Origin of the sequence: Streptomyces sp. NPDC006691, from assembly GCF_042869955.1 — a bacterium.
GTDB lineage: Bacteria > Actinomycetota > Actinomycetes > Streptomycetales > Streptomycetaceae > Streptomyces.
The window spans coordinates 89412-115600 of sequence record NZ_JBIAGW010000020.1 but is presented as its reverse complement, the minus strand read 5'-3'; the positions used below and the strand labels follow the sequence as shown (position 1 = coordinate 115600).

The following is a 26189-nucleotide window of genomic DNA, read 5'->3' as shown; positions in this document are numbered from 1 at the left end:
GATTCTCACAGGCTCAGCTCGGGGTGCAGCCGATCGAGCGACCACACCTGCTTCTGCCGGGCGGACAGCGCGGTCAGCGCGAGGGCGCCCACGGTGAAGGCCGCCAGGACCGCGCAGCCCTGCCACACCACACCCAGGTCGCCGCCGGTGATCAGCCTGCGCAGGCCGTCCACGACGTAACTCATGGGCAGGTAGGGGTGGATGGCGTTGAAGAAGCCCGGGCTGGTCTGGACGGGATAGGTGCCGCCCGCCGAGGTCAGCTGGAGCATCAGGACGGCGAGCACCAGGATGCGTCCGGCCGCCCCGAACTTGGCGTTCAGCCACTGCACGATCGCCGTGAAGCAGCAGGCGGTGAGGGCCAGATAGCCCATCGTCCCGGCCGTGCGCTGCATTTCGAGGCCGAGCCCGAAGTGCAGCACCGACATCAGCGCGGCGATCTGCGCGAGCCCGATGGCCGCCACCGGCAGCCAGCCCGCGAACGCGATCCGCCAGGCCGAGGCCCCGGCCGCGAGCGCACGCCGGTTGAGCGGCTGGATCAGCATGTACGCGACCATCGCGCCCACCCACAGGGAGAGCGGGATGAAGTACGGGGCGAAGCCGGTGCCGTAGTTGGGCGCCTTGTGCATCGCCTGCGAGGCCAGCTTGACCGGGTCGGCCATCACCTCGGTGCGCTGGTCGCGCTGCTGCTTGTCGTAGTCCGGGATCTTCCCGACGCCGTCGTGCAGGCCGTTGGACAGCTGCACCGAGCCGTCGGAGAGCTTCACGATCCCGCCGTCCAGGTCGCCCGCGCCCTTCTCCAGCTTGCCGACGCCCGTGTCGAGGTCGGTGGAGCCCTTCTTCGCCGTGCCGAGGCCGGTGTGGATGTCGGCCGCGCCCTTGGCGACGTCGTGCGCGCCCTTGTTGAGCTTGTTGATGTCGGCGACCTGCTTGTTCAGGTCGCTGGACAGATGCGGCGCCTTGGCGGCCAGGTCCCGGGCCTTGGTCTGGAGGTCCTGGAGGCTCTTGTCGAGCTTCTTGAAATCACCCCCCTGGTCCTTGACGAGGTTGTTCACGTCCGCGGTGAGGGTCGCGCCGGTGGCCATCGCCTTCTTGGCCTCCTTCAGCGTCGGGCAGACCTGCCCCTCGGTGGACGTGTCCCCACAGAGCCGCTGGTAGAGGCTGTCCAGGTCCTGGGAGGCCTTGGCGGTGCCGGCCGCGGCGCCGGGTGCCAGGTCGATGATGTGCGTGAGCTGGTCGCGCACCGGCTGGATCGAGTCCGCGAGGAGCTTCGCCGCGTCGCCGACCGTCTTGCCGTTGTCCTTGAGGTACGGGCGTGCCTGGCCGGCCGCCGCGTTGACCTTGTCCGCGATCTGCTGGGTGCCGTCGGCGACCTGCTGGGCGCCGCCGGCCAGAGTGCCCGCGCCCGAGTCGAGCTTGGCTATGCCGTCGGCCAGCTTGCTACTGCCGTCCTTGGCGTCCTGGAGGCGATCGGCCAGCTCCTTGGCGCCGTCCTTGGCCTTGCCGAGGCCGTCCTTGAGGTCGCCCGCGCCCTTGGCGGCCTTCGCGGTCTGGTCGTGGAGGTCGCCGAACGAGATGAAGATCTTGTCGAGGAAGGACCGCGAGGCCTTGGTGGAGGCGGCGGCGCGCACCTCGGCGAACACCGTCCGCGAGATCGACCCCACGATGTAGTTGTTCGCGTCGTTGGTGTGCACCTGGAGCGCGCCCGTCTCGGGGGCCTGGCCGGAGCTGGACGCGATCCTCTTGCTGAAGTCGGCGGGCATGGTCAACGACAGGTAGTACGTGCCCTTTTCGAGGCCCTTGCGCGCCTCGGCGTCACTGACCTCGTGCCATTCGAAGGTCTTGCTGTCGAGCAGCTTCTTGCTGAGCTCGTCGCCGACCCGGAGCTTCTGTCCGGCTGCCTCGGCCCCCTGGTCGTCGTTGACGAGCGCCACGGGTATGCGGTCGAGACGGCTGTAGGGGTCCCAGAACGAGCACAGGTAGAGCGCGCCGTACAACAGCGGCAGCAGAAGCAGTGCGATCAGGGCCGCCCTCGGCAGCTTCCCCCTGCCGAACCGTTTCAGCTCAAGCGCTGCCAGTCGTGGCGAACGCATCCGCCGCCCCCTCCTCGTTCGTGGCACCGTCCTCGGCGCCGGGTTCCGTCGTCACGGTGATGTCCGCCTCGGCGGGTGCCTCGCTGCACACCGCGAGGACCGTGGTGCCCGCGTCCGCCAGCGAGCGCAGCAGCGCCCAGGCGGCCTTGCGTTCGCCGTCCGACAGCTTCATGTCGGTGTCGTCGACCGCCAGCAGCCGTGGCCGTTGGATCAGCGCGAGGGCCACGCCCAGGCGCAGCGCCTCCAGGCGTTCGAGATCGCGTACGGAGGTGCGGTCGCCCTTGGGCAGCGAGCCGGGGTCGAGACCCGCCCCGGCCAGCGCCTCGTCGATCAGGGCGCGGGACTCGGCCCGGCGCCGGGCGGGGGAGCGCAGCAGGGCCCGCAGCGAGCCGTCGTAGCGGCGCCGCAGCATGACCCGCTCGCGCAGGTGCTCGGCGACGGTGAAGGCGGGGTCGAGCTCGCTGACCCCGGGCACCTGGCCGAGCGCGCTGATCCGCCGCACGGCGGCCATCTTGCGGGGCAGTTGGTGGTCGGCCACCCGCGCCCAGCCCTCGGCGGGCTTCATGCGGCCGGTGAGGGCGAGCAGCAGGCACGTCCGGCCGGAGCCGGAGGGGCCCGCGACCGCGACGAGCGAGCCGGGGGCGGCGTCCAGGGACACCCCCCGGAAGGCCCAGCCGCGCGGCCCCTTGAGTCCGAAGCCCTCGGCACGGATCGCCGCGCCGGTCACTTCCGAGTGCGGGCTGTCCACATTCCCCCCTGCTCTGCGCGTCCCCGGACCGGAACCCCGGCCCCTTCGCCGAACCGACATCTATTGAACTGACTGGTCAGTACAAAAGATAGCTCGAACCCCCATGCGAGGCAAAGGGGCTGGTCAGGGCCTAGTCCGGGCAGATTGTCAGTGGTGCCCGTCACGATGGACACATACGGCCACAGTGCCGTCACACGACGACAGGAGGTTCGTCATGGCCAGCTCCCACGCAGCAGCTGTACCCCGGCGCCGCGCAAGCAGCCCTGCACCCTCACTGAACGGTCCGGCGGGAGGCCCCGCGAACGACGTCCACCCGGTGCTGCGCCGCGAGGGCGCACCGCCCGCCGCCCTCGACCTGCTCGCCCAGGCCCGCGGCGGCCTGGACGAGGCGGCCGCCCTCGACGCCCCCAACGAGCGGTACGCGACGGCCCATCTGGCCGCGCTGCGCACCGCGGCAGCCGTACTCGCCGCCCGCGGCCGGCCGGAGACCGGCCCGCGGCGCCGCCAACGCATCCGCAGCGCCTGGGAGGTGCTGCCGGAGATAGCGCCCGAACTGACGGAGTGGAGCGCCCTGTTCGCCTCGGGGGCGGACCGGCGGGCCCGCGCCGAAGCCGGCATCCAGGGCGCCGCCTCCACCCGGGACGCGGACGACCTGCTCCGCGACGCGGCGATGTTCCTGCGCCTGGTCGAGCGACTGCTCGTCCTCCAGCCCGTACTGCCCCAGCCCAGGCCGCGCGAGCCGGAGGCGGAGCGGGGCGAGGAGCGGGGGGTGGGCTGACCGGGACGGCGGGGCCCGGACACCGCCGGGCACGGCGCCCCGCGGCTGATCCGGCGCGGGCCGGGGAGGCAATAGGGTGGACGGGTCTTCACCCTTCCCACGCCGCGTCCGCGGCGGCACCGCGCCAAGGAGTCAACTGCCGTGTCGGACCCCATGCGCCCCCGCGCCTCCCTTCGTACCGCCGTGGTCTGGGAGGTTCTCAAGGAAGCGCTCGACCGCCGGGTCAAGGTGACCGGACGCGAGGCCCTGGACGTCCTGGACACCGGCGGCGGTTCCGGCAACTTCGCGGTCCCGCTCGCCGCGCTCGGCCACCGGGTCACCGTGGTCGACCCCAGCCCCAACGCGCTGTTCGCGCTGGAGCGCAGGGCCGCCGAGGCCGGGGCGGCCGAGCGGGTGCAGGGCGTCCAGGGCGATGTGCTCGGCCTCTTCGACGTGGTCGAGCGCGGCGGCTACGACGCGGTGCTGTGCCACGGAGTCCTGGAGTACGTCGAGGACCCGGCGGAAGGCGTACGCAACGCGGTGGACGCGCTGCGGCCCGAAGGCGCGCTCAGCCTGCTCGCGGCGGGCCTCGGCGGCGCGGTGCTCTCCCGTGCGCTCGCCGGGCACTTCACCGAGGCCCGGCACGCGCTCTCCGACCCGGCGGGGCGCTGGGGCGACGGCGACCCGGTGCCGCACCGGTTCACCGCCGAGCAGCTCATCGAGCTCGTCGGCGCCGCCGGTGCCACCGCCGGCGCGGTGCACGGCGTCCGGGTCTTCGCCGACCTGGTGCCCGGTGTCCTGGTGGACACCGAGCCGGGCGCCCTGGACGCGCTCCTGAAGCTGGAGGCCGCGGCGGCCGAGCTGCCCGCCTTCCACGCCGTCGCCACCCAGCTGCACGTACTGGGCGAGAAGCGCGGCTGACTCCGCTCCGACGGCCCCCGGCGGGCTGATCAGCGACGCTGTGCCGCATGGAGTACGCCACAGGCCCCCCGATCGGCGGCTTCGCCCCGTATGATCGGGGGACACCGTCCGGCATGACGGATCGGCTCTTGGGGAATTGAATCTCCACAGCCGAGCCGCCGTGGCGGCCCGGCTGGCGATTTGGCGTAGAGGGCGGGTTTCACGGGGGCGATTCCCTGCCTATCCTGAAGGGGCCGCATCCGGTCGCCCCCCGCGACCGACGAGTAGGAGGACTCCGTGCCGCTCTCGGAGCACGAGCAGCGCATGCTCGAGCAGATGGAGCGAGCGCTGTACGCCGAAGATCCCAAGTTCGCGACAGCGCTTGAGGGAAGCGGGCTGCGTACGTACACCCGGCGACGGGTCTACCAGGCGGTCGCCGGCTTCCTGGTGGGTATCGCGCTCCTCATGGCAGGAATGGTCGCGCAGCAGATCTGGATCAGTGTGGTGGGGTTCCTCGTCATGCTCGGATGTGCGGTGCTCGCGGTCACCGGGTGGCGCAAGGCGCCGCGTCCCGGTGAGGTGCGTTCCGGTGGTTCCGCCGCGCCGCGGCAGGCTCGTCAGCGGCGCTCGATGATGGACCGGATCGAGCAGCGGTGGCAGCGGCGCCGCGATGAGGGGCGCTAGCCCCGCCCTTTTCTGACCTGAACCCCAGGGGCGGTCACCTTCTTGAGGTGGCCGCCCCTGGGGCATTCCCGCTGGGGCTTCGCCCCGGTCCCCTTGGGCTTCGCCCGATCCGCCTGGGCTTCGCCCCGGTCCCCTTGGGCTTCGCCCCGGTCCCAGTCTTGTCTGCGGCCCGGTGGGGGCTGGTCGCGCAGTTCCCCGCGCCCCTGTAGGTGGCCCGGAGCCGGATGTTCGCGCCTGTTGTGGCGGGGCCGCGTGAGTGTCGCAGCCCCGTGCCCCTGTAGGTGGCCCGGAGCCGGAGGTTCGTGCACGTTGTGGCGAGGCCTCGGTGGTGGGCCGCGCGGGCATCTTCAGCCCGTCCGGCGTTTGAGGACGAGCGCCGTTCAGGCGCGAACGGGGGGGCGGCCCCCAGGGGTCAGGTGCCAGGTGCTGACTCCGGTGGGGGGACCTCGCGGCGGCGAGGCCGCAGGCGCTCCGCCAGGATGCGCGTGCGGGTCGTCACCGCCTCCCTCAGCAGGGTCCAGCGCAGCGACACCGCCCAGATCACCCGGACAGCTGAGCGGGGCACGAAAATCGCCCGCCAGGCCTGGCGGCGGCCCGCCGCGGCGTGCAGGCCGGCCGTCACGCGGGCCACATCGTCCACCAGACCGGGGGTCGGCCGGGGTTCGGGGGCGTACAGGACCTGCTCCACCGCGCTCGCCGCGCGGTGGACGGACTCGGCCGCCGGGCCGTCGAGGCGGCCCAGCGCGACCACTCGTGCCGCCGCCTTGCGGGGCGTCTGCGACTCGTCGGGCGCAATGCCGTGGTCCCAGGCGGTGTCGGTGATCTCCCGCCAGGCGGCGAGCGTACGGGCCACCGCGTCCGCCGGGGTGCGTCCGCCGGAGCCGAGCCGCCGGGCCCGGACCCGCCTGCGCCACAGCAGCGGAAGCAGCGGCAGCACGAGCAGCGCCGCCACCCCCAGGACCGTACCGATCAGGGCCGGGGCCGAGGGACCGCGGTCCGTCGGCCCCGCGACACCCGCCGCGGCCGAGGGCCCGCAGTCGCCCAGACGCCGGTCGGCGGGCGGGCAGGAGTCGCTCGCGGAGGGCGCGGCCGACGGCTCGGCCGAGGCGCGCTTCGACGGTTCGGCCGGGCTGCTCGGGCTGCCCACCGGAGTCTGCTGCCGGGTGTAGTCGGGGGCCGAACCCCGCGTCGGCGTCGGCTCGAAGCGGGTCCAGCCCACGCCCTCGAAGTACAGCTCGGGCCAGGCGTGCGCGTCGCGCAGGCCCACCGACATCGTGCCGTCCGGCCGAGGGGTGCCGGGGGTGAAGCCCACCGCGACCCGGGCGGGGATGCCCAGGGTGCGGGCCATCGCGGCCATCGAGAAGGAGAAGTGGACGCAGAAGCCCTCCTTCTCCTTGAGGAAGTTGGCGATCGCCTCGGTGCCGCTGCCCGACTGGACGTGGGTGTTGTAGCTGAAGCCGCCGCTGATGGAGAACCAGTCCTGGAGCTTGACGGCCTTCTCGTAGCTGTTCGCGGCGCCGCCGGTGACCTGCCGAGCGGTGGCGCTCACCACGGAGGGGAGCGAGTCGGGGACGCGCGTGTACTCCTTCAGGAGCGCCGCCGGCGGGGCCGGCGCGTCCGCCAACTGGGCCGCCGTCGGCCGCACCAGGAGGCTGGAGACGGTGTACTGCGCGCCCCGGGTCGTCTGCTTGCGGTCGCCGACCAGGGTCCGTCCGACCGGCTCGAACCGCCAGTCGCCCTTGATGTTCACCCGGGTCGCGGGGAACGGCATCGGCAGCCAGCTCTGCGCGTACCAGCCGGCCGCCGAGACGCTGGTCTGGACATCGCTGGTGGCGACCGCCGGGCTGAGCCCGTCGGGCCGGGGCAGGGGATCGGGCACGTCCTTGATGTGCCGCTCCGAGGACTTCCAGGACGCCCCGTCGAACTCGTCGAGCGCGACGATCCGCAGATACATCTCCTTGGTGTCCTGGGTGTTGGTGTTGTACCGCATCACCTCGCGGTCCTCGGGCTGGTTCAGGCTGTTCTGGAGCGACACCAGGGGGTTGACCGCCGAGATGGTCCCGCCCGTGCCGTCGCCGCCCCCGCCGGTACCGGCGGTGCCGAGCAGCCCGCTGTCCAGGGCCGGCAGCATCGCCGGGATCACCAGCGCGATGCCGAGCGCCAGCGCCCCGATCCGCCGTCCGGTCCGCACCGGCGCGAGCGGCGCCGAGTGCTCGAACACGCCCTGCTGGGCCCGCCCGGGCGCCCGCGCCGAGCCGCCGAAGACCCGCCCCCACTGCGAGAGCCGGTCGCGGCCCTCGGCGAGCAGAAGGAGCAGATAGCCGGCCGCGGCGAGCACGAACCACAGCCAGCTCGCGCCCCCCGAGGAGAGCCCCGCGGCCACCGAGTACAGCGCGAGCAGCGGCAGTCCCGCCGGGGCCGCGCTGCGGAACGTCACCGCGAGCGCGTCCACCGCGAGGCCGATGACGAGCACCCCGCCGACCATCATCAGGCGGATGCCCGAGGTCGCGGGTGCCGGTATCGCGTACTGCCCCACGTCCGTCGCGCCCTGCTGGAGCAGCGAGTTGAGCTGAACGAACGCGTCGGGCCCCGGCAGCACCCCGCCGAGCGCCTGGTGGCGCGCGAAGACCAGGGTCAGCAGCAGAAGGGCCACCACGGCCTGGGCGAGCACGGTCAACGGCCGGGCCAGCGGCACCCGCCGGGCCAGCGCGCCGACCCCGGTCAGGATCGCGAGCAGGAAGGCGGCCTGGAGGAGCCAGCTCGCCGGGGCGACCAGCGGCAGCATCGAGCACGCCGCCATCACCGTGGCCAGATAGGCGCACAGCGCCAGCCGTCCGCGCCCGCTCATGACCATCCCCCTGCCGTGCCGGCCGCGCCACCGGACGCCGCCCCCGCGTTCGTACGTTCCCGGCCCGCCTGGCGCCACAGGTCGGGCAGCGCGTCACCGGGCCGCACCGCGAGTGCCGTCCAGCCCGCCTCGCGCAGCAGCCGCAGCCGCTCCTCGACCGGGCCGCGTTCGGGGCCGCCCCGCGTCCACAGCACGCTGTCGAGCACGAAGGCCACCGCGGCCCCGCTGCGCCGCCGCATCTTCGCCGCGACCGCGGCCTGTTCCTCGTCGAGGTCGCCGAAGAACCCGATGAGCAGCCCCTCGTTGCCGCCGCGCAGCACGTCGTGGGCGCGCGAGAGGCCGCCGCCGTCGGAGTGGTCGACGACCGCGAGGGTGTCCATCATCAGGCCCGCCGAGTCCGAGGAGTCCTGGGTGGAGCCGGCGAACCCGCCCGCGCCCTCGCCGGGCACCGAGCTGCCGGTGTCGGTCAACAGGCGTACGGAGAAGCCCCGTTCCAGCATGTGCGTCAGGGCGGAGGCAGCCCCCGACACCGCCCACTCGAAGGCCGAGTCGGGGCCCGCGCCCGCGTACGCGAGGTCCCGGGTGTCGAGCAGGACCGTGCACCTGGCCCGCTGCGGCTGCTCCTCGCGGCGCACCATCAGCTCGCCGTAGCGCGCGGTGGAGCGCCAGTGCACCCGGCGCAGGTCGTCGCCGTGCCGGTAGCCGCGCGGGATGACGTCGTCCTCGCCGGCGAGGGCGAGCGAGCGGTGCCGCCCGTCGCCGTATCCGGCGGCCTCGCCGGAGAGCCGTACCGGCGGCAGCGGCTCGGTCCTCGGGATCACGGTCAGGGTGTCGTACGCGCTGAAGGCCCGGGTCAGCTCGCACATCCCGAACGGATCGGTGAGGCGCAGCTGGAGCGGGCCGAGCGGATAGCGCCCGCGCAGATCGGAGCGGACCCGGTAGGACACCTCGCGCCTGCCGCCCGCCTCGACCCGGTCCAGGACGAAGCGGGGGCGCGGGCCGAGCACGTACGGCACCCGGTCCTGGAGCATGAGCAGGCCGGTGTGCAGCCGCGAGACGTTGTCGATCCGCAGGTGGACCCGGGCCTCGGAGCCGGCCGGGACCCGGCCTGGATCGAGGCGGCGGCTGCCGGCGACGCGGTAGCGGGTGCGGTAGAGCACCACCGTGCAGACCAGGGGCAGCACGGCGAGGAGCAGCCCGACCCGCAGGAGGTCCTCCTGGCCGAGGACGAAGGCGCAGATCGCCGCTGCGACGCCGGCCGCGAGGAAGGACCGGCCGCGGGTGGTCAGGCCGGCCAGGGCGGCCCAGAGGCCGCCCCGGCCCTGCTCGTCGGCGGATTCGGCGGGGAGACCCCCGGCCGCCGCCATCACAGCCGCCGGGCGCCGGGCGGCTGCTGGCCGTACAGCGGGTTCCCGGCCTGCGGAACGGGGGTGCGCTGGAGGATCTCCAGGACGACCTGCTCGGCGGTGCGCCGGTTGAGCTGGGCCTGTGCGGTGGGCAGCAGCCGGTGGGCGAGGACGGCGACGGCCAGGGCCTGCACGTCGTCGGGCAGCGCGTAGTCCCGGCCGCTGAGGGCGGCGGACGCCTTCGCCGCGCGCAGCAGATGGAGCGTGGCACGCGGCGAGGCGCCGAGTCTGAGGTCGGGGTGGTTGCGCGTGGCGCCGACCAGCTGCACCGCGTAGCGCCGTACCGCGTCGGCGACGTGCACCCCGCGGACCGCGTCGATCAGCTTGACGATGTCGTGGGCGTGCGCCACCGGCTGGAGGTCGTCGAGCGGGGAGACCGCGCCGTGCACGTCGAGCATCTGGAGCTCGGCCTCCGGCGTCGGGTAGCCCATCGACACCCGGGCCATGAAGCGGTCGCGCTGGGCTTCGGGCAGCGGGTAGGTGCCCTCCATCTCCACCGGGTTCTGGGTGGCGACGACCATGAAGGGGCTGGGCAGTTCGTAGGTCTGCCCGTCGATGGTGACCTGCCGCTCCTCCATGGACTCCAGGAGCGCGGACTGGGTCTTGGGCGAAGCGCGGTTGATCTCGTCGCCGATCACGATCTGGGCGAAGATCGCGCCGGGCTTGAACTCGAAGTCCCGCCGCTGCTGGTCGTAGATCGACACCCCGGTGATGTCCGAGGGCAGCAGGTCCGGCGTGAACTGGATGCGCCGCACCGAGCAGTCGATGGACCTGGCCAGGGTCTTGGCCAGCATGGTCTTGCCCACGCCCGGCACGTCCTCGATCAGGAGGTGCCCTTCGGCGAGCAGTACGGTCAGCGAAAGCCGTACGACCTCGGGCTTGCCCTCGATCACGCTTTCCACCGACCCGCGGACTCGCTCCGCTGTGGCGGTCAGATCGCTGAGGCTCGCTCGATCGTCATAGGTCGTCACCCGGCCCTCCTCGGCCCTTTCATCCGGGCCGATGCACTGCCAGCGGCCCGGCCCACCCCGGAATACGGACAGCGCGGCCGAACGGTTCGACCCGGTGTCACATCCGCATTCTTGTTGCCGTTGCCAGGTCGTGTCACTCGCCTGTGGACAACTGAGGGGGATTCATTGTGAGTTGTCCCCCTATTTCCGTTCCCGTCGTGGTCAGCCGGCCGGATCGATCTCCCGCAGCAGACCCGTCGTGACGTCGAAGACGAAGCCGCGGACGTCCTCGGTGTGCGGCAGGAACGGCGAGGTCCGCACCCGCTGCATCGACTGCCGTACGTCCTGGTCGGCGTCCCGGAACGCCTCGACGGCCCAGGCCGGGCGCTGGCCCACCTCGTCCTCCAGGGTGTGCCGGAAGTCCTCGGTGAGCGTCTCCATGCCGCAGCCCGTGTGGTGCACCAGCATGACGCTGGTGGTGCCGAGCGCGCGCTGGCTGATGGTGAGCGAGCGGATCACGTCGTCGGTGACCACCCCGCCCGCGTTGCGGATGGTGTGGCAGTCGCCGAGTTCGAGGCCGAGCGCCGCGTGCAGGTCGAGCCGGGCGTCCATGCAGGCCACCACGGCCACGTGCAGCACCGGACGGGCGTCCATGCCGGGATCGCGGAAGGCGTCGGCGTACCGGCGGTTCGCCTCCACCAGGCGGTCGGTCACCGTGCCGCCGCTCCTCACGGTCAGGTGCGGACGGGAGGCGGGGGGCTCTGCGGGTATGTGCGCAGGAGTCGACATGTATACGACGGTAGCCGCCGCTGATCGTCCGGTCGCGTCGTGCGGGTGGAAAAAGACCGTCAACTCGGGCGCCTGTGAGCTAACCCACAGGCCTGAGCGGGGCTCACCCGAACGGGTGAAAAAAGTGCCCGGCGGCGCGCTGGAGGGTTGATTGACCCGAAGGGCGAGTGGACTAAAGTGGCGCGAAGCGGGAGGCGTGACCCATGGTCTCCCCCTTGACGGAACCCCAGCTTCCGGGAAGCGCGACCTCCCGGACCTACGTTTACCCGCGTGCGCGGCGCACGTACGGCTCGGCCTCCTCCCGCCCTCCGGTCGGCTGACGCCCCTTCCCCGGCGCCAGCCGTTCGCCCCCCACCCCAGGGGGAGCGGGGACCGGGTACGTATGCGTGGCGGTGCGCCGGATCCTTGAGAGGGCGGCTTTGAGCCAGCGACACGTCCCGGTGATGCTCCAGCGATGCTTGGACATGCTGGCCCCGGCCCTGACCGAGCCCGGAGCGGTCGTCGTCGACTGCACCCTCGGCCTCGGCGGCCACAGCGAGGCCCTGCTCACCCGGTTCCCCGAGGTGCGCCTGATCGCCCTCGACCGCGACAAGGAGGCGCTGCGCCTGTCCGGCGAGCGCCTCGCCCCCTTCGGGGAGCGCGCCACCCTGGTGCACGCCGTCTACGACGAGCTCCCCGACGTGCTCGCCCGGCTCGGCACCCCGCGCGTCCAGGGCGTCCTGTTCGACCTCGGCGTCTCCTCCATGCAGCTCGACGAGGCCGACCGCGGCTTCGCCTACGCCCAGGACGCGCCCCTGGACATGCGCATGGACCAGTCGACCGGGATGAGCGCCGCCGAGGTGCTCAACACCTACCCGCCCGGCGAACTCGTCCGGATCCTGCGGGCGTACGGCGAGGAGAAGCAGGCCAAGCGGATCGTCTCGGCGATCGTGCGCGAGCGCGAGAAGGAGCCCTTCACCAACAGCGCCCGCCTCGTCGAACTGATCCGCGACTCGCTGCCGCAGGCCGCCAAGCGCACCGGCGGCAACCCCTCCAAGCGCACCTTCCAGGCCCTGCGCATCGAGGTCAACGGCGAACTCGCCAGCGTGGAGCGGGCGATCCCCGCGGCCGTCGAGGCCATCGCGGTCGGCGGCCGGGTCGCGGTGCTCTCCTACCAGTCCCTGGAGGACCGCATCGTCAAGCAGGTGTTCGCGGCCGGCGCCGCCAACACCGCGCCGCCCGGGCTCCCCGTGGTGCCCGAGCGCTACCAGCCGCGGCTCAAGCTCCTCACCCGCGGTGCCGAACTCCCCACGGAGGAGGAGGTCGCCGAGAACCGGCGCGCGGCCCCCGCCCGGCTCCGAGGGGCCCAGCGGATCAGGGAGGACGTGTGAGCAAACCGGCCAGGCAGCTGCGCGGCACGGCCGCGCGGCTCGGCAGGCTGATGCCTTCGCAGGGGGCCAACAGTGCCGCCCGCACCCCGTTCGTGCTCCTCGTCGTGGCCCTCCTCGGCGGCGGGCTCATCGCGCTCCTGGTGCTCAACTCGGCGCTCAACGCGGGCTCGTTCAAGCTCAGCGAGTACCGCAGGCAGACCACCGAACTCACCGACGAGCAGCAGGCACTGCAACGCGACGTGGACGATCTGTCCGCGCCCGACGCGCTGTCCCGCCGGGCCGGCGACCTCGGCATGGTCCCCGGCGGCAACCCCGTCTTCCTCGGCCCCGACGGCACCGTCAAGGGCGTCCCCGCCACGGCCGGCGACCCTTCGCCCGCCGAGGCCGCCGAGCCCTCGCCGCTGCCCGCGGCGCAGAGCCAGGCTCCCGCGCCGCACCCCAGGCAGCACCACACCGCGGCCCCCAAGCAGCCCCGCCCGCCCGCGAAGACCTCCCCGAACCCCGGCAGGTGACGCAGTGAGCCCCAAGGAACCCCCGCGCCGCCGGGTGCCCCCGCCCGCGCGCTCCCGGCCGCCGGCCCGCCGCCCCGCGGCCGCCAAGAAGCTCAAGCTCGGCAGCCACCGGCCCCGGCTGCGCCTGGTCAGCCTCGGACTCACCCTGGTCATGCTGGCCTTCGTCGTACGGCTGCTCCAGGTGCAGGCGGTCGACGCCAGCGCGTACGCCGCCAAGGCCGACAAGAACCGGTACGCCAGCTACGCGCTGCCCGCCGAGCGCGGCCGGATCACCGACCGGGCCGGCATCGCGCTCGCCACCAGCGTCGACGCGTACGACATCACCGCCGACCCGACGCTGTTCACCCCCGAGTCCACCAGGATCCCCGACGCCGCGGAGCAGGCGGCCGCGCTGCTCGCGCCGCTCATCGGCAAGGACCAGGCGGAGCTCACCAAGAAGCTCAAGACGCCCAAGACCCGGTACGTGGTGCTCGCGCGCCGGCAGACCCCGCAGGTGTGGAACCAGATCAAGGACCTCAAGAAGGTCCTCGGCGAGAAGGCGTCCGCCGACCGCGCCAAGGGCGGCCCCGGCGCCAATGTGCTGGCCGGCGTCCTCAACGAGTCCAGCACCAAGCGGGTGTACCCCAACGGGGACCTCGCCGCCGGGATACTGGGCTACGTCAACGCCGAGGGCAAGGGCGGCGGCGGCCTGGAGTCCTCCCTGAACAAGGAGTTGGCCGGCACCGACGGCAAGATCTCCTACGCCCAGTCCGGCGGCCGCCGGGTGCCCACGGCCGGCACCCACGAGACCCCGGCCGTACCGGGCTCCGACGTCGAGCTGACCATCGACCGGGACATCCAGTGGATGGCCCAGAAGGCGATCTCCGACCAGGTCGCCGAGTCCCACGCCGACCGCGGGTACGTCATAGTGCAGCGGTCCGACACCGGCGAGGTCCTGGCCATGGCGAACGCGCCGGGCTTCGACCCCAACAACATCGCCCAGGCCAACTCCGCCGCCATGGGCAACGCGGCGCTCCAGGACGCCTTCGAACCCGGCTCCACCGCCAAGGTCATGTCCATGGCCGCGGTGTTGGAGGAGGGGGTCGCCACGCCCGACACCCATGTGGTGGTGCCCAACCGGCTCCAGCGCGGCGACCGGCTCTTCAAGGACGACGTCGACCACGCGACCTGGAACCTGACGCTCAACGGCGTGCTCGCCAAGTCCAGCAACATCGGCACCATCCTCGCCGTCGAACAGCTCGGCAAGACCGACGCCCAGGCCGACAACGTCCTGTACTCCTACCTGCGCAAGTTCGGCATCGGCAAGCCCAGCGGGCTCGACTTCCCCGGTGAGACGCCGGGCATCCTCGCGCCCGCGAACAAGTGGTCCACCTCGCAGCAGTACACGGTCCGGTTCGGCCAGGGCCTCTCGCTCAACGCCATGCAGGCCGCCTCGGTGTACTCGACGATCGCCAACGGCGGCGTCCGCATCCAGCCGACGCTGGTACGCGGCACCAAGGGCCCGGACGGGCGCTTCACCCCGGCGCCCGCGCCCCAGCAGACCCGCGTGGTCAGCGAGAAGACCGCCAAGACGCTGGCCCAGATGCTCGAATCGGTCGTCGGCGACGCCGAGGGCACCGGAACCAAGGCCGCCATCCCCGGCTACCGCGTCGCGGGCAAGACCGGCACCGCCAACCGGGTCGACCCCAAGACCGGCACCTACAAGGGCTACACCGCCTCCTTCGCCGGGTTCGCCCCCGCGGACAACCCCAAGATCACCGTCTACTGCGCCATCCAGAACCCGACGAAGGGCAGCTATTTCGGCGGCCAGATCTGCGGACCCATCTACAAGCAGGTCATGGAGTTCGCCCTCAAGACCCTCCAGATCCCGCCGAGCGGAGCCCAGCCGCCCAACCTGCCCGTCACCTTCGGCGGCAACGACTGAATCCGGAAGCCTCAGTGACAACCATCACCCAGGGTCCTGGGAACCAGGACGGGACCCAGGACGACGTGCCCCCCTCTTTTGGCGACCCGGCCGGTACGCCCGGTACGCTCACCGCCGTGCCACACGCTGATCAGTACCGAACCGCCCAGCAGGACGCCCCCGTGAAACAGCCGGGAGCGCCCCGACCGGAACAGGCCCGTCCGACCCCGCTCGGCGAACTGGCCGCGCGACTGGGGACGAACAGCCCCGGACCGGGAGAGGTCACCGGCATCACGCACGACTCCCGGGCGGTGCGCCCAGGAGACCTGTACGCCGCGCTGCCGGGCGCCAACACCCACGGCGCCGACTTCGCCGCCCAGGCCGCGAGCCTCGGCGCGGTCGCCGTCCTCACCGACCCGGCGGGCCGCGAACGCGCCGCCGCGACCGGCCTGCCGGTCTTGGTCGCCGGGGACCCGCGGGGCCGGATGGGCGAGCTCGCCGCCGAGATCTACGGCCACCCCGGCCGCGATCTGCTCCAGCTCGGCATCACCGGAACCTCCGGCAAGACCACGACCGCCTACCTGGTCGAGGGCGGCCTGCGCGGCGCCGGACACGCGACCGGCCTGATCGGCACGGTCGAGATGCGCATCGGTGACGAGCGCATCAAGTCCGAGCGCACCACCCCCGAAGCCACCGACCTCCAGGCCCTGTTCGCGGTCATGCGCGAGCGCGGGGTCGACTCGGTCGCCATGGAGGTCTCCAGCCACGCCCTGGTGCTCGGCCGCGTCGACGGCTGCGTCTTCGACGTCGCCGTCTTCAACAACCTCAGCCCGGAGCACATGGAGTTCCACTCCGGCATGGAGGACTACTTCCAGGCCAAGGCGCAGCTGTTCACGCCGCAGCGGGCCAAGCGCGGCGTGGTGAACTTCGACGACGAGTACGGCCGGCGCCTGGTGAAGGAGGCCGGCATCGAGATCACCACCTTCTCGGCCGAGGGCCACCCCGAGGCCGACTGGCGGGCCGAGGACGTCCAGGTGCGCCAGGACAGCAGCACCTTCACCGTGGTCGCCCCGGGCGGCGAGCGGATCTCCGCCACCGCCCCGCTGCCCGGCCCCTTCAACGTGGCGAACACCCTTGCCGCCATCGTCACGCTCGCCGTCGCGGGCATCGACCCGCAGACCGCAGCCGACGGAGTGGCCGCCGTACCCGGCGTGCCCGGCCGCCTGGAGCGGGTGGACGCCGGCCAGCCCTATCTGGCGGTCGTCGACTACGCCCACAAGACGGACGCCGTCGAGTCGGTGCTGCGCTCGCTGCGCAAGGTCACCGAGGGCAGGCTGCACATCGTGCTCGGCTGCGGCGGCGACCGCGACAAGACCAAGCGGGGCCCGATGGGCGCCGCGGCGGCCCGGCTCGCCGACACCGCCGTACTGACCTCCGACAACCCCCGTTCCGAGGACCCGCTCGGGATCCTCGCCGCGATGCTGGCGGGCGCCGCCGAGGTGCCGGCCCACGAGCGCGGTCAGGTCCAGGTCTTCGAGGACCGTGCCGCCGCCATCGCGTCGGCCGTCGCCCTCGCGGAGCCCGGCGACACCGTGCTCGTCGCGGGCAAGGGTCATGAACAGGGCCAGGACATCCACGGAGTGGTCCGTCCCTTCGACGACCGCCTGGTCCTCCGCGCCGCCATCCAGAAAAGTCAGGGATGAAGTAGTGATCGCCCTCTCCCTCGCCGAGATCGCCGAAATCGTCGGCGGGCAGCCGCACGACATACCGGATCCGTCCGTCCAGGTCAGCGGCCCCGTCGTCATCGACTCCCGCCAGGTGGCGGCCGGTTCGCTCTTCGCGGCCTTCGCCGGTGAGAACGTCGACGGCCACGACTACGCGCAACGCGCCTTCGAGGCGGGCGCGGTGGCGGTCCTGGCGGCCCGCCCGGTCGGCGTGCCCGCGATCGTCGTGGACGACGTGCAGGCCGCCCTCGGGGCGCTCGCCCGTGACGTCGTGCGCCGGCTCGGCACCGAAGTCGTCGCCCTGACCGGCTCGTCCGGCAAGACGTCCACCAAGGACCTGATCGCGCAGGTGCTCCAGCGCCACGCGCCGACGGTGTTCACGCCGGGCTCCCTCAACAACGAGATCGGCCTGCCGCTGACCGCACTCACCGCGACCGCGGAGACCAGACACCTGGTCCTGGAGATGGGCGCGCGCGGCGTCGGCCACATCCGCTACCTCACCGGCCTGACCCCGCCCACCATCGGTCTCGTCCTGAACGTCGGGTCCGCCCACATCGGCGAGTTCGGCGGCAAGGAGCAGATCGCCCTGGCCAAGGGCGAGTTGGTGGAGGCGCTGCCCGAGTCGGGCTGCGCCGTGCTGAACGCGGACGACCCGCTGGTACGGGCCATGGCGTCCCGCACCAAGGCGCCCGTGCTGCTCTTCGGAGAAGCCGCGGACGCGGACGTACGGGCCGAGAACGTCCGGCTCACAGACGCCGGACAGCCCTCCTTCAGCCTTCACACACCCTCCGGGTGCGGCGATGTGACCTTGCGCCTGTACGGTGAGCACCACGTGTCGAACGCGCTCGCCGCGGCCGCCGTCGCCCATGAGCTGGGCATGTCCGCAGACGAGATCGCCCGCGCGCTCTCGGAGGCGGGCTCCCTCTCCCGCTGGCGTATGGAGGTCACCGAGCGTCCGGACGGTGTGACCGTCGTCAACGACGCCTACAACGCGAACCCCGAATCCATGCGAGCCGCTCTCCGCGCGCTCGCGGCAATGGGCGAGGCCTCACGGGCACGGGGGGGACGTACGTGGGCGGTGCTCGGTCCGATGGCCGAGCTCGGCGACGATGCGCTGGCCGAGCACGACGCGGTCGGACGGCTCGCCGTCCGGCTCAACGTCAGCAAGCTCGTGGCAGTCGGGGGCCGGGAGGCGTCCTGGCTGCAACTGGGCGCATATAACGAGGGTTCGTGGGGTGAGGAGTCGGTGCACGTGTCCGACGCACAGGCGGCCGTCGACCTGCTGCGCAGTGAACTGCGGCCGGGAGACGTCGTGCTGGTGAAGGCGTCCAGGTCGATCGGCCTGGAGCGGGTGGCACTGGCGCTGCTCGAAGGCGCTGCCGAGGGTGAGGTCGCCGCCCGATGAGGCAGATCCTCTTCGCGGGAGCCATCGGTCTCTTCCTGACCCTGGTCGGCACCCCGCTGCTCATCAAGCTGCTCGCCCGCAAGGGCTACGGCCAGTTCATCCGTGACGACGGCCCGCGCGGCCACGCCGGGAAGAAGGGCACACCCACCATGGGTGGCATCGCCTTCATCCTGGCCACGCTGATCGCGTACGCGCTGACCAAGGTGATCACCAGCGAGGACCCGACCTTCTCGGGCCTGCTGGTGCTCTTCCTGACGGCCGGCATGGGCATGGTCGGCTTCCTCGACGACTACATCAAGATCGTCAAGCAGCGTTCGCTCGGCCTGCGGGCCAAGGCGAAGATGGCCGGACAGCTGATCGTCGGCATCGCCTTCGCGGTGCTCGCCCTCCAGTTCGCCGACGCCCGCGGCAACACCCCGGCCTCCACCAAGCTGTCGTTCATCAACGACTTCGGCTGGTCCGTCGGCCCGGTCATCTTCGTGGTGTGGGCGCTGTTCATGATCCTCGCCATGTCGAACGGCGTGAACCTGACGGACGGTCTGGACGGCCTGGCCACCGGCGCGTCGGTGATGGTCTTCGGCGCGTACACCTTCATCGGCCTGTGGCAGTTCCAGGAGTCCTGCGCCAACGCGCAGACCCTGACCAACCCCAACGCCTGTTTCGAGGTGCGCGATCCGCTCGACCTCGCGGTCGTCGCCTCCGCCCTGATGGGCTCCTGCTTCGGCTTCCTGTGGTGGAACACCTCGCCCGCCAAGATCTTCATGGGCGACACCGGCTCGCTCGCCCTCGGCGGCGCGCTCGCGGGCCTGGCGATCTGCTCCCGCACGGAGTTCCTGATCGCCCTGCTCGGCGGCCTGTTCGTACTGATCACGATGTCCGTGGTCATCCAGGTCGGCTCGTTCAAGATGACCGGCAAGCGGGTCTTCCGGATGGCGCCGCTCCAGCACCACTTCGAACTCAAGGGGTGGTCCGAAGTCCTTGTCGTGGTCCGCTTCTGGATCATCCAGGGCATGTGCGTGATCGTGGGACTCGGACTCTTCTACGCGGGATGGGCAGCCGACAAGTGAGCACCACCTGGCAGGGCAAGCGCGTGACGGTGGCCGGTCTCGGCGTCTCCGGCATGCCGGTGGCCCGGGTCCTGAACGGACTCGGCGCCGTCGTCACGGCCGTCAGCGAGGGCGCCGACGAGCGCTCGCGCGCCCAGGCCGCGGAGCTGGAGGCGCAGGGCGTCACCGTGCGCCTCGGCGACGGCGCCACCCTGCCGGAGGGCACCGAGCTCGTCGTCACCACGCCCGGCTGGCGGCCCGACAAGCCGCTGTTCGCGGCCGCCGCCGAGGCGGGCGTGCCGGTGTGGGGAGACGTCGAGCTGGCCTGGCGCCTGCGCGACCTGGACGGCCGCACGCCGGCTCCCTGGCTCGCGGTCACCGGCACCAACGGCAAGACCACCACCACCCGGATGCTCGCCTCGATCCTTCAGGCGGCGGGCCTGCGCACCGCCGCCGTCGGCAACATCGGCGTCTCGCTGCTCGACGTCGTCCTCGGCGAGACGGAGTACGACGTCCTGGCCGTCGAGCTCTCCAGCTACCAGCTGCACTGGGCGCCCTCGCTGCGCGCCCACTCGGCCGCCGTGCTCAACCTGGCGCCGGACCACCTCGACTGGCACGGCACCATGGAGGCGTACGCAGCCGACAAGGGCCGCGTCTACGAGGGCAACCACATCGCCTGCGTCTACAACGCGCAGGACAAGGCCACCGAGGACCTGGTGCGCGAGGCCGACGTGGAGGAGGGCTGCCGGGCGATCGGCTTCACCCTCGCCACCCCGGGCCCCTCCCAGCTCGGCGTGGTCGACGGCATCCTCGTCGACCGGGCCTTCGTACAGAACCGGCAGAAGAACGCCCAAGAGCTCGCCGAGGTCGCCGACGTCGACCCGCCGGCCCCGCACAACATCGCCAACGCGCTCGCCGCCGCGGCCCTCGCGCGCGCCTTCGGCGTCGAACCCAAGGCGGTCCGCGACGGACTGCGCGCCTTCCGGCCCGACGCCCACCGCATCGAGCACGTCGCCGACGTCGCCGAGGTCGCCTACGTCGACGACTCCAAGGCCACCAACACCCATGCCACCGAGGCCTCCTTGGCGGCGTACGACCCGATCGTCTGGATCGCCGGGGGACTGGCCAAGGGTGCCTCCTTCGACGAGCTCGTCCAGCGCTCGGCCAAGCGGCTGCGCGGCGTCGTCCTCATCGGTGCCGAGCGCCACCTCATCGCCGAAGCCCTGGCGCGACACGCCCCCGAGGTCCCGGTGGTGGACCTCGACCGGACCGACACTGGGGCGATGTCGGCGGCGGTCCGCGAGGCGGCGGGGCTCGCCCGGCCGGGGGACACCGTCCTGTTGGCCCCGGCCTGCGCCTCGATGGACATGTTCGCGAACTACAACAAGCGCGGCGAGGCCTTCGCGGAAGCGGTCCGCGAACTCGCCGCAGGGCGCGCCTAGCCGGACCACCCGTTCCACGGACCGGCCGGCGCCGGGCACGACTGGAGGGGACAGCACACATGGCGGCCGATGTTCTTGGCGGCTCCGGGGACGGCCCGCGCGGGGTGCCCGCACTCGCCGGTCTCCTCCTGCGCAGCCGCACCGCCGGAGCCGTGCGCGGCCCGGCCGTCCGCGGTGGCGGCACCGGATCGCCCCGGCGGCCCGGTCCGCGCGGCCCCCGGCGCCTGCTGGAGCAGGCCAGGAGGGCCTGGGACCGGCCGCTGACGGCGTACTACCTGATCCTCGGCAGCGCCCTGCTCATCACCGTGCTCGGCCTCGTGATGGTCTACTCCGCCTCGATGATCAAGGCGCTCGAACTGTCGCTGCCGGGCTCGTACTTCTTCCGCAAGCAGTTCCTCGCGGCCCTCATCGGCGGCGGCCTGATGGTCGCCGCCGCCCGGATGCCCGCCAAGCTCCACCGGGCGCTCGCCTACCCGATACTGGCCGGCACGGTCTTCCTGCTGATCCTGGTGCAGGTCCCCGGGATAGGGAAATCCGTCAACGGCAACCAGAACTGGATCTATCTCGGCGGCCCCTTCCAGCTCCAGCCCAGCGAGTTCGCCAAGCTGGCGCTGCTCCTGTGGGGCGCCGACCTGCTCGCGCGCAAGCAGGACAAACGGCTCCTGAGCGAGTGGAAGCACATGCTGGTGCCGCTCGTGCCGGTCGCCTTCGTGCTGCTCGGGCTGATCATGCTCGGCGGCGACATGGGCACGACGATCATCCTGACCGCCATCCTGTTCGGCCTGCTCTGGCTGGCCGGCGCCCCGACCCGGCTCTTCGCGGGAGTGCTCGCGGTCGCGGGCACGCTCGCCGCGCTCTTCATCAAGATCAGCCCGCACCGGATGGGCCGGCTCAACTGCATCGGCGCCACCGACCCGGGTCCGCAGGACCAGTGCTGGCAGGCCGTGCACGGAATCTACGCGCTCGCCTCGGGCGGCTGGTTCGGATCCGGCCTGGGTGCGAGTGTGGAGAAATGGGGTCAACTCCCGGAGCCCCACACCGACTTCATCTTCGCCGTGACCGGCGAGGAACTGGGTCTGGCGGGGACGCTGTCGGTCGTCGCCCTCTTCGCGGCTCTAGGCTATGCGGGTATCCGCGTGGCCGGACGCACGGAGGACCCCTTCGTGAGGTACGCCGCGGGAGGTGTGACCACCTGGATCGTGGCGCAGGCCGTGATCAACATCGGTGCGGTGCTCGGCCTGCTGCCGATCGCCGGAGTCCCGCTCCCGCTGTTCTCCTACGGAGGGTCCGCGCTGCTGCCGACCATGTTCGCCGTGGGGCTCCTGATCGCGTTCGCGCGGGACGACCCCGCTGCGCGGGCGGCCCTTGCCATGCGGCAGCCTCGGGTGAGTTGGAAGTCGATGAGACGGCGCGTCAAGAAGCGTCCGTCCGGAGAGCGGTGAATTTCGGTGCATGTCGTACTCGCCGGTGGGGGGACCGCCGGCCACATCGAGCCCGCGCTCGCCCTCGCGGATGCCCTGCGCAGGCAGGACCCCACCGTGGGGATCACGGCACTCGGCACGGAGAAGGGTCTGGAGACCCGGCTCGTGCCCGAGCGCGGCTATGAGCTCGCGCTCATCCCGGCCGTCCCGCTGCCCCGCAGGCCCACCCCCGAACTGATCACCGTCCCCGGGCGGCTGCGCGGCACCATCAAGGCCGCCGAGCAGATCCTGGAGCGCACCAAGGCCGACTGCGTCGTCGGCTTCGGCGGCTATGTGGCGCTGCCCGGCTATCTGGCCGCCAAGCGGCTCGGGGTGCCGATCGTGGTCCACGAGGCCAACGCCCGGCCCGGCCTGGCCAACAAGATCGGCTCGCGGTACGCGGCCGGCGTGGCCGTCGCGACCCCGGACAGCAAGCTGCGCAACTCCCGCTACATCGGCATCCCGCTGCGCTACTCGATCGCGACCCTCGACCGGGCCCGGGTCCGCCCCGAGGCGCGCGCCGCGTTCGGGCTCGACCCCGGCCTGCCGACGCTGCTCGTCTCCGGCGGCTCGCAGGGCGCCCGCCGCCTGAACGAGGTGATCCAGCAGGTCGCCCCGGTGCTCCAGCGCTCCGGCATCCAGATCCTGCACGCCGTCGGCCCGAAGAACGAATTGCCGCGTGTCGACAACATGCCCGGGATGCCGCCGTACGTCCCGGTACCGTACGTGGACCGGATGGATCTCGCGTACGCCGCGGCCGACATGATGCTCTGCCGCGCGGGCGCGATGACCGTCGCCGAACTCTCCGCCGTCGGGCTGCCCGCCGCCTACGTACCGCTGCCGATCGGCAACGGCGAACAGCGGCTGAACGCCCAGCCGGTGGTCAAGGCCGGCGGCGGCCTCCTCGTCGACGACGCCGAACTCACCCCGGAATGGGTGCAGGGCAACGTCCTCCCGGTACTCGCCGACCCGCACCGGCTGTACGAGATGTCGCGCTCCGCAGCCGAGTTCGGCCGGCGCGACGCCGACCAACTCCTCGTACAGATGGTGTACGAGGCCATCGCAGGACGCTGATCAACTGACGGAAGGCAGGGACCGTGGCCGGACAGGCGACCGCCCAGCGCGGTGGCAGAGGGACCGACAAGTCCGCGAAGTCCGGCCGGTCCGGCCCCCGTCCCGCCCGCGGGCGCCGCTTCCGGCTGCCCCGCCGGCGCGGGCTCCTCGTGCTCGCCGTCGCCGCCGTGCTGCTCGGGTCGGGCGTCATCTGGCTGTTGTACGGCTCGACCTGGCTGCGCGTGGAGCACGTGAAGACCACGGGGACACAGGTTCTGACGCCCGGTGAGGTCGAAGCGGTCGCCGCCGTGCCGATCGGATCGCCGCTGATTTCCGTCGACACGGACGCGATGGGCGAGCGATTGCGACAGAAGCTGCCGCGCATCGACTCGGTCGAAGTCGTTCGTTCGTGGCCGCACGGGATCGGTCTGAAAGTGACCGAACGCAAGCCCGCCCTGGTCATGAAGAACGGTGCGAAGTTCGACGAAGTGGACGCGAAGGGTGTGCGTTTCGCCACGGTCGCACAGCCCCTGAAGGGCATCCCCCAGCTGGAATTGACGGTCTCGCAGTCCCCGAGTCTGCGTCGCTTCGGCGCCGACCGGCTGGTCCTCGAAGCGGTGCGCATCACGGGCGAACTCCCGCCCGCCGTGGCCAAGGAGACGCGGTCGGTCAAGATTTCCTCGTACGACTCCGTGACCCTTGAGCTGACCGGCGGCCGCAGCGTTCGATGGGGAAGCGACGAGGAAGGTGAGCTGAAGGGACGTACCCTCAGTGCACTGATGAAAGCGCGGCCGAAGTCGGTCCGCTTCGATGTGAGTGCCCCCACCGCCCCTGCGGTGTCGGGCAGTTGACGGACATACGCCCTGGCCAGCACCCTGGTTGGTCAGCGACACGGGTGATCACATAGGGTGAAAAGAAAAACGGGAGGTTCGGCGTGTTCGTTGAACGCGCGCCACTTGTCGACTTAGTGTCCTGTTCGGAAGAGTCCAGCGAACAGACACACTGGTAACCCTAAACTTCAACGTTAGGGTTCGGGTCGGCGATACGGACCGTCCCAATCGGCATTCGTCGTCACCTTGCGGCAACCGCGAAGTGACGACCCGTAACTCGAGGCGAGAGGCCTTCGACGTGGCAGCACCGCAGAACTACCTCGCAGTCATCAAGGTCATCGGTGTCGGCGGCGGTGGTGTCAATGCCATCAACCGAATGATCGAGGTCGGTCTCAAGGGCGTCGAGTTCATCGCGATCAACACTGACGCACAAGCACTGTTGATGAGCGACGCCGACGTCAAGCTCGACGTCGGCCGTGAACTCACCCGCGGCCTCGGGGCCGGAGCCAACCCGGCAGTCGGACGCAAGGCGGCAGAGGACCACCGTGAGGAGATCGAGGAGGTCCTCAAGGGGGCCGACATGGTCTTCGTCACCGCCGGCGAAGGCGGCGGCACCGGCACCGGTGGCGCCCCCGTCGTGGCCAACATCGCGCGTTCGCTCGGCGCCCTGACGATCGGCGTGGTCACCCGCCCGTTCACCTTCGAGGGCCGGCGCCGCGCCAACCAGGCGGAGGACGGCATCGCCGAGCTCCGCGAAGAGGTCGACACCCTCATCGTCATCCCCAACGACCGGCTGCTCTCCATCTCCGACCGCCAGGTCAGCGTCCTGGACGCGTTCAAGTCCGCGGACCAGGTGCTGCTCAGCGGTGTCCAGGGCATCACGGACCTGATCACCACGCCGGGCCTCATCAACCTCGACTTCGCCGACGTCAAGTCGGTCATGTCGGAAGCCGGTTCGGCCCTCATGGGCATCGGTTCGGCCCGCGGCGACGACCGCGCGGTGGCCGCCGCCGAGATGGCGATCTCCTCGCCGCTCCTTGAGGCGTCCATCGACGGCGCCCGCGGTGTGCTGCTCTCCATCTCCGGTGGCTCGGACCTCGGCCTGTTCGAGATCAACGAGGCCGCCCAGCTGGTCAGCGAGGCCGCCCACCCCGAGGCGAACATCATCTTCGGCGCGGTCATCGACGACGCCCTCGGCGACGAGGTGCGCGTCACCGTCATCGCCGCCGGATTCGACGGCGGCCAGCCGCCGGCCCGCCGGGACACCGTGCTCGGCAGCGCCTCCAACAAGCGCGACGAGCCCGCCCCTTCGCGCCCGTCCGAGGCATCCCGCCCGCTCGGCGGACTCGGCACCGTCGGCAGCCGCGAGGAGACCCCGGCCCCGGCGCCGGCTCCGGTCGAGCCCGCCCCGGTCAACGAGGCCCCCGCGGCTCCGCCGCACGTTCCGACGGCCCGTCCCTACCCGGACAGCCAGGCCGAGGAGCTGGACGTTCCGGACTTCCTCAAGTGAGCGAAGCGTTTCGAAGCGGCCTCTTGAAGTGATACGAGAGCAGGGCAATGTGAGCGGCGCGCACTTCGCCTTCACCGACCGGTGGGGTGGGGTGAGCGCCGTTCCGTACGAGGAGCTCAACCTCGGCGGTGCGGTCGGCGACGACCCCGCCTCGGTACGTGCCAACCGTGGGCTCGCCGCCGGGAAGCTCGGGCTCGACCCGGCCCGGGTGGTCTGGATGAACCAGGTGCACGGGCGCGATGTGGCCGTCGTCGACGGCCCCTTCGCGCCGGGCGACCCGGCCGCCGTGGACGCGGTGGTGACGGGCCGCCGGGGAACCGCGCTCGCCGTGCTCACCGCCGACTGCACCCCGGTACTGCTCGCCGATCCGGTGGCGGGGATCGCCGGCGCGGCCCACGCGGGCCGGCCCGGAATGGTGGCGGGCGTGGTGCCCGCCGCGGTCGGGGCGATGGTCTCGCTCGGCGCGGACCCGGCCCGGATCGTCGCCCGTACCGGGCCCGCCGTCTGCGGCCGCTGCTACGAAGTGCCCGAGGCCATGCGGGCCGAGGTCGCCGAGGCCGAGCCCGCCGCCTGGTCCGAGACCAGCTGGGGAACGCCCGCCGTGGACGTCACCGCGGGGGTGCGCGCACAGCTCGCCGCCCTCGGCGTCGGCGACATCGAGACCTCGCCGGTCTGCACGCTCGAATCGCTCGACCACTTCTCGTACCGCCGCGACCGCACCACTGGGCGGCTCGCCGGATATGTCTGGCTGGACTGACGACT

At 72.0% G+C, this 26189-nt stretch carries 21 protein-coding genes; 15 read left to right on the top strand and 6 right to left on the bottom strand.

Annotated features, from left to right (window positions below; translation table 11 throughout):
• Positions 1-5: 5 nt before the first annotated feature.
• Complete coding sequence (locus ACFYNP_RS31980) at positions 6-2090, bottom strand: YhgE/Pip family protein (protein ID WP_388790420.1); 2085 nt, start codon at positions 2088-2090, stop codon at positions 6-8.
• Positions 2062-2838 carry an ATP-binding cassette domain-containing protein gene (locus ACFYNP_RS31975; protein ID WP_388415091.1) on the bottom strand — a complete coding sequence of 259 codons (777 nt, stop codon included), beginning with the start codon at positions 2836-2838 and terminating at the stop codon, positions 2062-2064. The genes ACFYNP_RS31980 and ACFYNP_RS31975 overlap by 29 nt, the downstream gene beginning before the upstream one ends.
• A gap of 214 nt (positions 2839-3052) precedes the next feature.
• Here ACFYNP_RS31975 and ACFYNP_RS31970 point away from each other — a divergent pair, with 214 nt between their 5' ends.
• From ACFYNP_RS31970 to ACFYNP_RS31960, 3 genes are all read left to right on the top strand, one after another.
• Complete coding sequence (locus tag ACFYNP_RS31970) at positions 3053-3616, top strand: SAV_6107 family HEPN domain-containing protein (protein ID WP_388415094.1); 564 nt, start codon at positions 3053-3055, stop codon at positions 3614-3616.
• Positions 3617-3757: 141 nt separating this feature from the next.
• Positions 3758-4516, top strand: a complete 759-nt coding sequence (locus ACFYNP_RS31965; protein WP_345255397.1) for a methyltransferase — start codon at positions 3758-3760, stop codon at positions 4514-4516.
• A 276-nt stretch (positions 4517-4792) separates the two neighbouring features.
• Entirely contained in the window at positions 4793-5179 is a 387-nt protein-coding gene (locus ACFYNP_RS31960) for a DUF3040 domain-containing protein (RefSeq protein WP_100574598.1), read from the top strand.
• A gap of 412 nt (positions 5180-5591) precedes the next feature.
• Here ACFYNP_RS31960 and ACFYNP_RS31955 read toward each other — a convergent pair whose 3' ends face one another.
• The 4 genes from ACFYNP_RS31955 to ACFYNP_RS31940 form a co-directional block, all read right to left on the bottom strand.
• A complete protein-coding gene (locus ACFYNP_RS31955) occupies positions 5592-8027 on the bottom strand; it encodes a DUF3488 and DUF4129 domain-containing transglutaminase family protein (RefSeq protein WP_388790417.1) in 2436 nt (811 codons plus the stop codon).
• Entirely contained in the window at positions 8024-9394 is a 1371-nt protein-coding gene (locus tag ACFYNP_RS31950; protein ID WP_388790415.1) for a DUF58 domain-containing protein, read from the bottom strand. The genes ACFYNP_RS31955 and ACFYNP_RS31950 overlap by 4 nt, the downstream gene beginning before the upstream one ends.
• The gene (locus tag ACFYNP_RS31945) at positions 9394-10404 is read right to left on the bottom strand and encodes a MoxR family ATPase (RefSeq protein WP_100574596.1); all 1011 of its coding nucleotides are present in this window, start codon (positions 10402-10404) and stop codon (positions 9394-9396) included. Before ACFYNP_RS31945 ends, ACFYNP_RS31950 begins: the two co-directional genes overlap by 1 nt.
• Positions 10405-10605: 201 nt before the next feature.
• The gene (locus ACFYNP_RS31940) at positions 10606-11172 is read right to left on the bottom strand and encodes a beta-class carbonic anhydrase (protein WP_388415103.1); all 567 of its coding nucleotides are present in this window, start codon (positions 11170-11172) and stop codon (positions 10606-10608) included.
• A 419-nt stretch (positions 11173-11591) separates the two neighbouring features.
• Between ACFYNP_RS31940 and rsmH the strand changes: the two genes are divergently transcribed.
• The 12 genes from rsmH (at position 11592) to pgeF (ending at position 26184) form a co-directional block, all read left to right on the top strand.
• On the top strand, positions 11592-12542 hold the full coding sequence (gene rsmH, locus ACFYNP_RS31935) for a 16S rRNA (cytosine(1402)-N(4))-methyltransferase RsmH (protein ID WP_388790412.1): 951 nt from the start codon (positions 11592-11594) through the stop codon (positions 12540-12542).
• A complete protein-coding gene (locus tag ACFYNP_RS31930; RefSeq protein WP_388415109.1) occupies positions 12539-13054 on the top strand; it encodes a hypothetical protein in 516 nt (171 codons plus the stop codon). The genes rsmH and ACFYNP_RS31930 overlap by 4 nt, the downstream gene beginning before the upstream one ends.
• A gap of 4 nt (positions 13055-13058) precedes the next feature.
• On the top strand, positions 13059-14978 hold the full coding sequence (locus ACFYNP_RS31925; RefSeq protein ID WP_388415112.1) for a peptidoglycan D,D-transpeptidase FtsI family protein: 1920 nt from the start codon (positions 13059-13061) through the stop codon (positions 14976-14978).
• 14 nt (positions 14979-14992) lie between these two features.
• Positions 14993-16660, top strand: coding sequence for a UDP-N-acetylmuramoyl-L-alanyl-D-glutamate--2,6-diaminopimelate ligase (locus ACFYNP_RS31920; protein ID WP_388415115.1), 1668 nt, complete (start codon positions 14993-14995; stop codon positions 16658-16660).
• 4 nt (positions 16661-16664) lie between these two features.
• Positions 16665-18086: a UDP-N-acetylmuramoyl-tripeptide--D-alanyl-D-alanine ligase gene (murF, locus tag ACFYNP_RS31915; protein ID WP_388790409.1), complete on the top strand. Its 1422-nt coding sequence runs from the start codon at positions 16665-16667 to the stop codon at positions 18084-18086.
• On the top strand, positions 18083-19153 hold the full coding sequence (gene mraY / locus ACFYNP_RS31910; protein WP_100574590.1) for a phospho-N-acetylmuramoyl-pentapeptide-transferase: 1071 nt from the start codon (positions 18083-18085) through the stop codon (positions 19151-19153). Before murF ends, mraY begins: the two co-directional genes overlap by 4 nt.
• Positions 19135-20574 carry a UDP-N-acetylmuramoyl-L-alanine--D-glutamate ligase gene (gene murD / locus ACFYNP_RS31905; protein ID WP_388790406.1) on the top strand — a complete coding sequence of 480 codons (1440 nt, stop codon included), beginning with the start codon at positions 19135-19137 and terminating at the stop codon, positions 20572-20574. Before mraY ends, murD begins: the two co-directional genes overlap by 19 nt.
• 59 nt (positions 20575-20633) lie before the next feature.
• The gene (gene ftsW, locus ACFYNP_RS31900; RefSeq protein WP_388415125.1) at positions 20634-22016 is read left to right on the top strand and encodes a putative lipid II flippase FtsW; all 1383 of its coding nucleotides are present in this window, start codon (positions 20634-20636) and stop codon (positions 22014-22016) included.
• Positions 22017-22022: 6 nt separating this feature from the next.
• Positions 22023-23108, top strand: coding sequence for an undecaprenyldiphospho-muramoylpentapeptide beta-N-acetylglucosaminyltransferase (gene murG / locus ACFYNP_RS31895; protein ID WP_100574587.1), 1086 nt, complete (start codon positions 22023-22025; stop codon positions 23106-23108).
• 23 nt (positions 23109-23131) lie between these two features.
• Positions 23132-23938, top strand: coding sequence for a cell division protein FtsQ/DivIB (locus tag ACFYNP_RS31890; protein WP_388415129.1), 807 nt, complete (start codon positions 23132-23134; stop codon positions 23936-23938).
• Positions 23939-24215: 277 nt separating this feature from the next.
• On the top strand, positions 24216-25427 hold the full coding sequence (gene ftsZ, locus ACFYNP_RS31885) for a cell division protein FtsZ (RefSeq protein WP_382600411.1): 1212 nt from the start codon (positions 24216-24218) through the stop codon (positions 25425-25427).
• A gap of 49 nt (positions 25428-25476) precedes the next feature.
• A complete protein-coding gene (pgeF, locus tag ACFYNP_RS31880; RefSeq protein WP_388415579.1) occupies positions 25477-26184 on the top strand; it encodes a peptidoglycan editing factor PgeF in 708 nt (235 codons plus the stop codon).
• Positions 26185-26189: the final 5 nt, after the last annotated feature.

Bases quoted from the DNA above. Each gene is read 5' to 3' on its own strand.
- ACFYNP_RS31980 (WP_388790420.1), bottom strand. From the start codon at position 2,090: ATGCGTTCGCCACGACTGGCAGCGCTTGAGCTGAAACGGTTCGGCAGG.
- ACFYNP_RS31970 (WP_388415094.1), top strand. From the start codon at position 3,053: ATGGCCAGCTCCCACGCAGCAGCTGTACCCCGGCGCCGCGCAAGCAGC.
- ACFYNP_RS31955 (WP_388790417.1), bottom strand. From the start codon at position 8,027: ATGAGCGGGCGCGGACGGCTGGCGCTGTGCGCCTATCTGGCCACGGTG.
- ACFYNP_RS31950 (WP_388790415.1), bottom strand. From the start codon at position 9,394: ATGGCGGCGGCCGGGGGTCTCCCCGCCGAATCCGCCGACGAGCAGGGC.
- ACFYNP_RS31940 (WP_388415103.1), bottom strand. From the start codon at position 11,172: ATGTCGACTCCTGCGCACATACCCGCAGAGCCCCCCGCCTCCCGTCCG.
- mraY (WP_100574590.1), top strand. From the start codon at position 18,083: ATGAGGCAGATCCTCTTCGCGGGAGCCATCGGTCTCTTCCTGACCCTG.
- murD (WP_388790406.1), top strand. From the start codon at position 19,135: ATGGGCAGCCGACAAGTGAGCACCACCTGGCAGGGCAAGCGCGTGACG.
- ftsW (WP_388415125.1), top strand. From the start codon at position 20,634: ATGGCGGCCGATGTTCTTGGCGGCTCCGGGGACGGCCCGCGCGGGGTG.